This is a genomic window from Streptomyces sp. NPDC059668, assembly GCF_042734135.1.
Classification (GTDB): Bacteria; Actinomycetota; Actinomycetes; order Streptomycetales; family Streptomycetaceae; genus Streptomyces.
The window spans coordinates 32,182-41,505 of sequence record NZ_JBHWEL010000078.1 but is presented as its reverse complement, the minus strand read 5'-3'; the positions used below and the strand labels follow the sequence as shown (position 1 = coordinate 41,505).

Genomic DNA, 9,324 nt, shown 5'->3' with positions numbered 1-9,324 from the left:
ACGCGGACCAGGTCGTCTGGTCCCAGAACCACAGCTGACACGAGCCGAGCCGAGCCGAGCCGCCCCACTCCGCAACGGCGGCACCTGCCCGGACAGCAGCACGGCCGCACCCCCGGCCGACCGCCATCCCGGACCACGCCCCCCCACAGCGCCCCGCACCCGCATCAAGACGGACAGTCGCGGGAAAATCTTCAACTTCTCGCTCACGCAACCCACTTCGACGCCCGCGCGTCCCACTCCACGACGGACGGCCGCTGATCACCGGGGAGAGTACGTGGCGAAGAAGGACATGACGACGGACGCGGCGAGGGAGAAGGACCGCGAGAAGTGGATGGCGCGTTTCCAGGTACGGCTGGCCATGCAGCCGGGCGTGGACCGGGCAGTCGTGCTCCAGGCGGTCAAGGACGTCACGGCGCACTGCGCGGCCACGGGAGAACACCCACGGAGTGCCTTCGGCGACCCGGACGCCTACGCCGTGCAGACCGCCACACGGCTGGTGCCCGCGGACCGGGCAGCGCACGCGAGGCGGCACAACGCCGTCGTCGACGCACTCGACTCCGTCGCGAAGAGAGCCGGGGACATCGCCGGCCTGTGACCGCGACCGGCTCGGCCCCCGCACCTTCAACGGCCGGCCGGGACATCACGCTCGTCCAAAGGGCGCGAGTGCCCGGCGCTGCTCTGTTCCGCAATGCGCCGATATCCCGGCAGGCCCGGCCATGGCCTTGTGGCCGGAGAAGCAACAGTCCGCCAACCGCCGCGACTCGGAAGACGTGGTGAGTGCCCGGATCTACAGTCGGGTGCATGGCACTTTCACGGGAAGAACGCGAAGCCTTCCTGGCGCAGTCGCACGTCGCCGCGCTGGGCGTCACCGTCGGTCCCGGCCGCGGACCGCTGCTGGTACCCATCTGGTACGACTACCGCCCCGGCGGCATGCCGTGGATCCTCACGGGGGCGAACTCGCGCAAGATGAACTTGATCAAGGCCAGCGGCCGGTTCAGCCTCCTCGTCGAGCGCAGCGAACCCACCCCGCGGTACGTGTCCGTCGAAGGACCCGTCGCGGAGATCGCCGAGCCCGGCCCCACCGCTCACGGTGACCTCGCCGCCCGTTACCTCCGCGGCGAAGCCCTGGACCGCTACACGGCGTGGGCCGAGGTCGAACTCGCCGACCACGTCGTGGTCCGGATGCGCCCGGAGCACTGGACCGGCACCGACCTGGGCACGATCGGCTGACACGGCTGACACGGCTGACAGGGCTGAACGCACGGTCGCGCGAGAGGCAGGGCCGCAGGGGCGGTCGGATCTTTCGGACCGGCAGCATCAGCTGCGCTGTACCTAGTTGACCTGCTCAGGCGGAGTCTCGCGGGGCGGTTCCGCAAGGGGTCCTGGAGCCCAGGTCAGGAGACGAAGGCCTTGCCAGATGCGGAGGTCGACGGATGCCGTCGGCGGTGAGGCCCCTGCCGGTCCGGAAGGCGAGGACAGCGCTCCGCGTCGGCCCGTTGGAGCGGAGGGTCGGCCCGTATTCGAGGGCGTGCCCGCCGCTGCTCGGAGCCCCCGGAAAGTCGGGTCCTGCACATACCCGGAACCATGGCTTCCACCATGGCAAATAGGATCTTGTTGTGGTGAGATCGTCGGATGCTCGGTTTCCTCCTCCGTCTCCTGCCGTTCTGGGTCCGTGAGCCCCTGTTCATCGTGCTCGGCTCCGTTCTCGGCGTACGCATCATGTATCTCGCCGTCCGCGACCACGATCGGGTCGCGGCCGGTCTCGGCACGGTGTTCCTCGTGTTCACCGCGATACGGGTCCACACGGTGGTCCAAGCCCTGCGCGCGCGCCGGAACCCGAGTCCTGCGGTCTCCGAGGACGGAGCGGCGGTCGACGCTGCCGCCCAGCCCCAGCAGCATGTCCAGCCACAGCCCGAGCATCAGCCCCAGGCCGGAACCGGGCCCCGTCCCAGCTCGAACCCTCCGGAGAAGGACCACAACGCGTGGGGCCAGGCCGTCGCGGCCGTGGCCTTGTTCGGGGCACTCGGGGCCGCGCTCTGGCTGGCCCCACGTTTCATGCCCTCCGACAGCAACTCTCCTCAGCCCGCGTCGTGTTCGGACGGGGAGCACGAGGAGCTGCCGAAGGCCTACAAGGAGAAGCCCCGGCCGGTGACCGGCGAAGAGCTGTGCAAGGCGCTCAACCGGCCGGACCTGGCCGAGCTCCTCGGAACGCCTGGTGAGACGGCGACCACCGCCTCCGGCACCAACAACACCGCTCCGCTGACGGACGGGAAGGTCGCCCAGCCGGAGGCCGAGGTCGCGTTCGACACGTACACCGTGAACGTCTCCGCCACTTACAACAAGATGTCGACCGACCAGAACGTGAAGCTGATGAAGTTCGGGAACGAGACGGACATCAGGACTCTCAAGGTTCTCGGTCGGCCCGCGGTCCTCTCCTCGGATCACACCATGAAGATCGAGATCGATCTCGGGAGCGGCGGATCCGGCGGACCGGTCGAACAGGGTCCCCTGGCAAGGACGTTGTCCGTGGCCCTTGAGCGTGACGACCGCGGCGGCTCCTACGACATCAGCGTGTGGAGCACGTCCGGAGCTCTCCCGGACGACAGCGTTCTCGTCGGCATCGCCGAGAAGCTTCTTCCGGCGATCGGCGGGTGAGCCGTTCTGTGAGACCTCGAGAACAGGGGTGGCTTCAGGGGGCGCACACCCCGCTGCACGGTCCCAGCCACAGGGGACCGCAGCCGTAGTCGGTCCAGTTGCACCACCACGGTGAGGCGTAGCACACCATGTCGCAGCTTCCGGTCCCCGCGCACTGGGAGTTGCAGTCCATGACCTGGACGCTCTGATCGCCCCGAGGAGCCGCGCGCCGCGTGTCGACAGGGCCCAGCGTCATGATAATCGTCCGTGCCCCGTTCTCGCCGAACGCCGCCACGGTCGCCGTCCTCAGCCCTTCGGCGGCTGCCCCCTGCTGACGCCCCGCGATGAGCCGCGGTGCCAGCCGCGTCGCGTCGTCCAGGACGGCGGACTGCTCGGCCGACAGACCGGGGTGTGTCTTCCGGTAGTTCGCGAAGTGCGCCACCCACAGATCACTGCGGGCCGAAGGGGACAGCGCTCCGTAGATGGCACGCCGGTAGTCCGCGGGGTAGGAGGCGAACTGGGAGTAGTCGGAGGGCAGTCGGTCGAGGTTGGCCTTCACCCATCGCGACGCCTTACTGCCCTTGGCGCGGGTCATGGCCTGCGCGGGTGAGGCTGCCAGGCCGCCGGTGACCAGGAACGTGCCCAGGGCCAGGCCCGGTACGGCCTTGAGGATTCCTCGACGGCTCGGGGGCCGCAGCGCATCGAGGTCGCGGAGCGCACGCACCACCCGCAGCGAGTCCGACGGTCCCAACAGCCGTGCCAGGCGGAGGGAGAGCGCGGTTCCGGTCCAGGCCCGCACCTGGTCGCCGTCGACCGAGAGCAGGGTCGGGGCCCACTCGGCCCCTTCCCCCAGGGCTCGTGTGCGCAGGTCGCAGATACGGGGTTCCGTGAGGCCCGCCGTCGTCAACGTGCCGTCGACGGACACGCGCACCCGATCCACCACTTCTTCGCAGAATCGACAGTCGGCGTCGAATGCCAATATCCACTCGGTCACAAGATTCTCCCCACGTTTAGGTGACAATCCGTCTCACGCTCTCGCGTGTCGGGTCTACCTGAGGGGAAATCATTTGCCGAGCCGTCTGGAAGCGTCAATCAATTCGACGAGGATCGAAGTGACTCACCATCACCGGCCGCGGGGCTACGTGGTCGGCCGGCCCGCTCGTCCGGCTTCCGTTCGCAACTTGCGTGCTCGCTCGGCCGGATCATAGTTCGGACCGACGCCCTCGATCAGCACCAAGTCGCCCTCCACGTGGTCCGTACGCAGACGCAGGATGGCGCGGTAGGCGGGGGAGTCGTACCAGGCGCGGGCTTCGGCGAGGCCGGGGAACTCGATCAGCACCATGCTGCCGGGCCACGTACCCTCGACGACTTCGACGGGCGGACCGTGGATGACGAAGCGGCCGGCGAAGGGGTCGAGCGTCGCCTGGATGCGCTCCAGGTACTCGATGACGTCGGAGTGATTCCGGCGGCTGCGGAGGTGTGCGAAGCCGTAAGCGGGCACCACGGGCTTCCTTTCGTTCCGGGGATTGTCGGCGATGACCAGAACGTAGCCGAGGGTCGTTGGGCGGTGCGATTACCTCGGGGGTAATTGCCGGGCGCCGCATCGAGGAAACCCGCGAAGGCCGCCCGCCCCGCCTCTCACGGAATCCGCGCCAGAACCTCGTACTCATGGACGTGACCAAGCCGACTTGCGCCGGCGCCCTCCAACTGGCGACAGGGCAAGTCAGCTTGGTCACCTCTCAGGGAACGGTTCGTGAATTGATGTCCGTTTTCCGGATCAAGGCCGGGGCGCGGGTGAGCGCTTCAGCGGGCAAAGCCTCGGAAGACGCCCTCGGGGTCATTCCTGGCCGCGTCTGCGAAATCACCGAAGTCCAAGTTGGCGATCATCAGGTTCGCGTTCATCTCGTGGATCCCGTACGGCATCACGCGGAACGCACCGCCGTACGCCTCGAACTCCTCGTCGCTTTCGCACTGATCCCTGGTCAGCAGGGACAACGCCAGCAACGTGACAGGGGTCTCCTGCATGGAGACGCGGTCGGCGAGGTAGACAACGCCGGGCTCCTCTCCGTGCGCGGATGCCTCGGAGAGAGCCTGAGTGGGCGTCATTTCCGCCCACTGCGGGTCGTCGACCACATGAACGTACGGCTCGATGTCGTCGTCCTCGCCCCACGTCGTCATCAGAGCCGCTTTCACGGCCGACCATGCCTGCTCATCCTCATAGTCGGTCCTGACGATCAGCGCGGCGTCCTTGTCACGCCCCGACGGCCACTCAATACGGTCACTCATGCCGCTCTCCAGAATCATCCGCACAGGTCAGTGCCCATGCCTTCGGCGTGCACGCTACGCGAGGGCACGCCAGGTAGACGCGGGAGGCGCTCTCAGACGGACCACCCGGCAGTCGGGGCCGGGCTGTCGTCGAGGAACCCGCCCGACTGGTGCTGCCACAGCTTCGCGTAGGCGCCGTCCGTGTCGAGCAGTTCCTGGTGGGTGCCCTGTTCGACGATCCGTCCGCGGTCGATGACGACGAGCCTGTCCATCTTGGCGACCGTACTCAGCCGGTGTGCCACCACGAGGGCCGTCCGGCCGTCCATCAGCCGCCACAGGGCCTCCTGGACGAGGTGTTCGCTCTCCGAGTCCAGGGCGCTGGTCGCCTCGTCGAGCAGCAGGATCGGTGCGTCACGCAGGATCGCGCGCGCCAGGGCGACCCGTTGGCGCTGTCCGCCGGACAGCTTGACGCCGCGCTCGCCGACGATGGTGTCGAAGCCGTCCGGTAACGCGTCGCTGAACTCGGTGACGTGTGCCGCCTCGGCAGCGCGCCGGATCTCGGTGTCGGTGGCGTCCGGCCGGGCGAAGGCGATGTTGTCCCGCAGCGTGCGGTGGAACATCGCCGGATCCTGCGGCACGTAGGCGATGGCACCCCGCAGATCGGCCTGGCGGAGTCTGCTGATGTCCTGCCCGCCGATCAGGATGCGGCCGGCGTCGACGTCCGTCATCCGTAGCAGCAGCCGGGTCAGCGTGGTCTTGCCGCCGCCGGACCGGCCGACGAGTCCGATCTTCGATCCGCCTGCCACCGCCAGATCGAGTCCCTCGAAGAGGGGGCGCGCGCCCGCGTGGGCGAAGGAGACCCGTTCGAATCGGACGTCGGCGGCTTGGGTGCGGAGGGGTTCCGGCGTGGGCGGGTCGAGCACGGTCGGCGAGGTGAGCAGCAGTTCGGTGAACTGCGCGGCCTCCGTCATCGAACTCTCGAGGCGCCGGTAGATCTGGTTGAACTCGAACATGATCCGGGTGGCGTTGCTGTAGTACGTGAAGGCGACCACGACCGCCTCCACGCCGAGTTCACCTCCGCCCAGGGCCACGGCCAGCAGCAGCCCCAGGACGTTGGTCACCACGGACATCGGCGCGACCAGGGTGTCGATGCGCAGATTGCCGTAGTCCCACGACCTCAGGGTGAGGCGCCGTGACTCCGCGACGCGGGACCGGTGCTCGGCGGCCTCCCGCTCCTCGGCCGCGAACGCCCTGACCGTGTCCATGTTCATCAGGCTGTCGGAGACGTGGCCCGACACCCGGGCGATGGCCTCCTCGCGCTGGCGGACGAGGGCTTGGCGGCGGCGGATCAAAGGGATGACGCACACCGCGGTCAGGACGATCATCGTGAGGAGCCCGACGACGAGCAAGGGGGCGTAGCGCCACAGGACCACCGCGCCGAAGGCCAGCGGGACGAACCGTCCCACGACGGCGAAGGTCAGTGTGTCGACGAACTCCTCGAAGCGGGAGGCGAAGCTCAGGGCGCGCTTGGTCAGCGAACCGGCGAAGTTGTCGTGGAAGAAGGCGGCGTCCTTGGCGAACAGTTCGTCCAGGCCGATCACGTACAAGTGCTCGATGCCGCGGGCGTCGAGCCGGTTGAGACAGTGCAGCCCGACGCGCCAGAGCGCCTCCGAGAGCAGCAGGACGCCGGCGAAGGCGAGGACGTACGGCAGCGTGGAGTGGACGCTGGTCGCGGGGTGGTCGGCGATCCGGCCGACGAGTTTGGCGACGATGAGCGGAGCGACGTAGCTGATACCGATGTTGCCCACGGCGGGGAGCAGCAGCGCGGGCGCCGTCAGCCGGCGGCGTCGGGTCAGTTCCCGGGTGTAGTAGCGCAGTGCCAGAACCACCGGGCCCTTGCCCGGTGGGGACTTGCGTGGTGCGGGCGATTCTTCCATTCCACCCCCGTGGTCTCGTACGACATCCCGTCTCCTGCTGCTGTCGCGGAGGGGCTGTGTCGCGTCGTCGGCCGGTCGGACGGTCGCACGGAGCTCCGGAGCGGAGGGGGCGTCGCCCTCGGGCGCGCCCAGACCGGCGACGGGCGGCGGCCCGCACTCGCTGACTGCGTGTGATCGCACTCACACGTTCCGCCACCAAACGCAGTCTCCCGTGAGGGTGGCCGCCCGGTCCAAGCATTTATCGGCCGATTCGACAGCCGGCGCGACTCGACTCGCCCCCTCGGCGAGGAGAGCCCGCAGGTACGGCCGAGGAACCCCGTCCTGCGCCTGAGGCGCCGGCGTCGACGAGCGGTCGAGTTCCGCGGAGGGGAGTCCGGAGTTCAGTGCGCGCCGACGTGGTCCAGGTCGGCGAGCAGCCGTTCCACGTCGGTCATGAGCGAGCCGTAGACGTACCACGCACCCGGCTTGACGAGGGTGCCCCGGCCGATCAGGTCGGTCATGGCGTCGTGCCAGTCCTGCGCTTCGTCGATCGCTTCGCGGAGCTGTCCGCGGGGAGCCGTGTCCGACGGGCCGGTGACCGCACGGGGTCCGGCGAATCCCTGAACGGCGTCCCCGGCCAACCGCAGGGTCTCCGCGTACCGGTCGAGGAACTGCTGCCCCAGGTGGTGGCCGGCGTCTTCGTTGTGGGCGTTGTCCGCCAGGGTCCGCGCGATCCCCCGGACCTGGATCGACACCCCGCGCAGGGCGCCGAACGCGTCCCCGTACGTCAGGTCCTCGCAGCGGGCGTGCGCGACGCAGCGGGTGTTCCAGCGCAGACTCTCGTCGGCCCGCTGCACCTCCTCCTCCGCGCCGGCGAAGCGTTCCTCCAGGTGACGCGCTTGATGCAGCCAGGTGTGGGCCTTGACGGTGAGGTGCCGCTGGGCCAGACCGGAACCCATGTCACGCAGCAGGGTTCCCATGTCGTGGGCCAGGCCGCGCACGGCGGCGTCCGACTCGTCCAGGTAGAGCGGAGGCAGGACGAGGGCGTTCACGGCGACGCCGACAGCCGCGCCGACGAGGGTCTGGAGCACGGGGGACACCAGGCTGCCCACAGGGTCGGTCGCACTGGCGGCCAGTGCGATGAGCGCGGTGGAGGCGATCTGCACGCGATCGTCCGTGGAACGGCGAGGGCCCGCCATGACCGCGACGACCACGATGGCCACGACACCGCCCGCGGTCGGCCCCAGCAGCCGGGCGGTCACCAGGGCGAGGACGAGCCCGGCCACCCTCGCCACCATGTTCTGCGCCGCCTGCGTCACGGATCGGTACACCGTGGAGGCGTTCACCGCGAGCAGAGCGGTCGTGACAGCCAGGTACGGGTGCCCGCCGGGGGACCACGGGGCTACCGCTCCCCAGGTGAGCATGGTCGCGGCCAGGGTCTTGACGCCGTACACCGCCTGACTGCTTCGCTTACCGCGCAACCGGTCGGTGAGGTGGCGTGCCGACCCCGCCGCCTTGGCCAGGGGGTACCCCGGCAAGACAATGGAATCCTGCATGGCCTCGAGGGTGACAGCTTTTGTCGCTATTTACAGCATGATGTCCGCCACGGTCGGTCGAGGGGTCCCGACCGGGCTTGCTGCGGCGCCCAGGGGGCAGCGAGGTCTGGTGGAGGTGCCCGGCGGGGGACAGCGGGGGCGTGCGTTGCCATCGAATGGGTCGCATGAGCATCCTCGCGTGGAACCCGCTGTCCGCCACCCTCTCGAGGCCGTCTGAGGGCGGCGGGAGGTCACCGGGATCGCGGAAACCCAACGGGTCGCCGGGGGCGGCGAGTTGATCGCGACCGGGTGGGTGAGGTGCCCCTCTTTCTCTGTCCACGGGCAGTGCCGCGCGGGGAGTTCTCGGTCCGGCTCCCGAGGGCTCCTCACCGAGGAGGAGGGCGGGGGCGCCGTCGACCGGATCATGTTGAATGTGACGAGCCAACGCGGCATGAAGGAATTCGAGGGGGAGGACACATGAACAGGCTGAGGCGCGCGCTGACGGTGATTCCTGCGGCGGTACTCATCACCGCCGGGACGGCGACCGTGGCATCGGCTACGAACGGCACCCCGAGTGGCGGGCCGCCGTCGGGTGCCACGTGCGTGTCGTCGAGCGGCGCGAAGGCGTGCTTCGTCGCGTACGGAGACCGGGTCTGGGTCAAGGACACGAAGGCGAACGGGGAGTCCGTCGCGGGCACGATCAAGTCGAAACTCCCGGAACACTGGGGGCGCGAGTGCTTCAACGACCGTGGCGAGGCGGGCGGTTGGGTGATGTGCAACTTCGACGTGCCGGAGAACCAGAAGGGGGAGCTGTGGGCCGTCAGCAACCCGTTCATCGGTAGTCAGGCGTACACGGACATCTGGACCAGCGACCCTGCCTGAGCCGCAGGTCGCAAGTCGGGAGCCGCACATCGCCGACTGGTCGATGCGGAGAGGGCGTGCGGGCAGGCGCTGATCATCTGCCCGCACGCCCT

The 9,324-nt window shown here is 69.0% G+C and carries 9 protein-coding genes; 4 read left to right on the top strand and 5 right to left on the bottom strand.

Annotated features, from left to right (window positions below):
- The first annotated feature begins 274 nt into the window (after window positions 1-274).
- The 3 genes from ACFV2J_RS35500 (at window position 275) to ACFV2J_RS35490 (ending at window position 2,655) form a co-directional block, all read left to right on the top strand.
- A complete protein-coding gene (locus tag ACFV2J_RS35500) occupies window positions 275-595 on the top strand; it encodes a hypothetical protein (RefSeq protein ID WP_385083350.1) in 321 nt (106 codons plus the stop codon).
- A gap of 206 nt (window positions 596-801) precedes the next feature.
- Window positions 802-1,230 (top strand): pyridoxamine 5'-phosphate oxidase family protein, encoded by a 429-nt coding sequence (locus ACFV2J_RS35495; protein ID WP_385083348.1) that lies wholly within the window; start codon window positions 802-804, stop codon window positions 1,228-1,230.
- Window positions 1,231-1,632: 402 nt separating this feature from the next.
- Window positions 1,633-2,655 (top strand): DUF6215 domain-containing protein, encoded by a 1,023-nt coding sequence (locus ACFV2J_RS35490; protein ID WP_385442562.1) that lies wholly within the window; start codon window positions 1,633-1,635, stop codon window positions 2,653-2,655.
- 34 nt (window positions 2,656-2,689) lie between these two features.
- Here the strand turns inward: ACFV2J_RS35490 and ACFV2J_RS35485 are convergent, their stop codons facing one another.
- From ACFV2J_RS35485 to ACFV2J_RS35465, 5 genes are all read right to left on the bottom strand, one after another.
- Window positions 2,690-3,565, bottom strand: coding sequence for a bacteriocin fulvocin C-related protein (locus ACFV2J_RS35485; RefSeq protein ID WP_385083345.1), 876 nt, complete (start codon window positions 3,563-3,565; stop codon window positions 2,690-2,692).
- Between the two features lie 207 nt (window positions 3,566-3,772).
- Window positions 3,773-4,138, bottom strand: coding sequence for a DUF1330 domain-containing protein (locus tag ACFV2J_RS35480; RefSeq protein ID WP_385083343.1), 366 nt, complete (start codon window positions 4,136-4,138; stop codon window positions 3,773-3,775).
- A gap of 299 nt (window positions 4,139-4,437) precedes the next feature.
- Window positions 4,438-4,920: a DUF6924 domain-containing protein gene (locus tag ACFV2J_RS35475; protein ID WP_385442559.1), complete on the bottom strand. Its 483-nt coding sequence runs from the start codon at window positions 4,918-4,920 to the stop codon at window positions 4,438-4,440.
- A gap of 92 nt (window positions 4,921-5,012) precedes the next feature.
- Window positions 5,013-6,836, bottom strand: a complete 1,824-nt coding sequence (locus ACFV2J_RS35470; protein ID WP_385083339.1) for an ABC transporter ATP-binding protein — start codon at window positions 6,834-6,836, stop codon at window positions 5,013-5,015.
- 380 nt (window positions 6,837-7,216) lie between these two features.
- Window positions 7,217-8,371 carry an aromatic acid exporter family protein gene (locus tag ACFV2J_RS35465; protein WP_385083338.1) on the bottom strand — a complete coding sequence of 385 codons (1,155 nt, stop codon included), beginning with the start codon at window positions 8,369-8,371 and terminating at the stop codon, window positions 7,217-7,219.
- A gap of 456 nt (window positions 8,372-8,827) precedes the next feature.
- Here ACFV2J_RS35465 and ACFV2J_RS35460 point away from each other — a divergent pair, with 456 nt between their 5' ends.
- On the top strand, window positions 8,828-9,232 hold the full coding sequence (locus ACFV2J_RS35460) for a hypothetical protein (protein ID WP_385083336.1): 405 nt from the start codon (window positions 8,828-8,830) through the stop codon (window positions 9,230-9,232).
- The last annotated feature ends 92 nt before the right edge of the window (window positions 9,233-9,324 follow it).

What these genes read in the sequence shown, in the direction of transcription:
- ACFV2J_RS35470 (WP_385083339.1), bottom strand. Translation starts at nt 6,836, where the DNA reads ATGGAAGAATCGCCCGCACCACGCAAGTCCCCACCGGGCAAGGGCCCG.
- ACFV2J_RS35460 (WP_385083336.1), top strand. Translation starts at nt 8,828, where the DNA reads ATGAACAGGCTGAGGCGCGCGCTGACGGTGATTCCTGCGGCGGTACTC.
- ACFV2J_RS35465 (WP_385083338.1), bottom strand. Translation starts at nt 8,371, where the DNA reads ATGCAGGATTCCATTGTCTTGCCGGGGTACCCCCTGGCCAAGGCGGCG.
- ACFV2J_RS35475 (WP_385442559.1), bottom strand. Translation starts at nt 4,920, where the DNA reads ATGAGTGACCGTATTGAGTGGCCGTCGGGGCGTGACAAGGACGCCGCG.
- ACFV2J_RS35490 (WP_385442562.1), top strand. Translation starts at nt 1,633, where the DNA reads ATGCTCGGTTTCCTCCTCCGTCTCCTGCCGTTCTGGGTCCGTGAGCCC.
- ACFV2J_RS35495 (WP_385083348.1), top strand. Translation starts at nt 802, where the DNA reads ATGGCACTTTCACGGGAAGAACGCGAAGCCTTCCTGGCGCAGTCGCAC.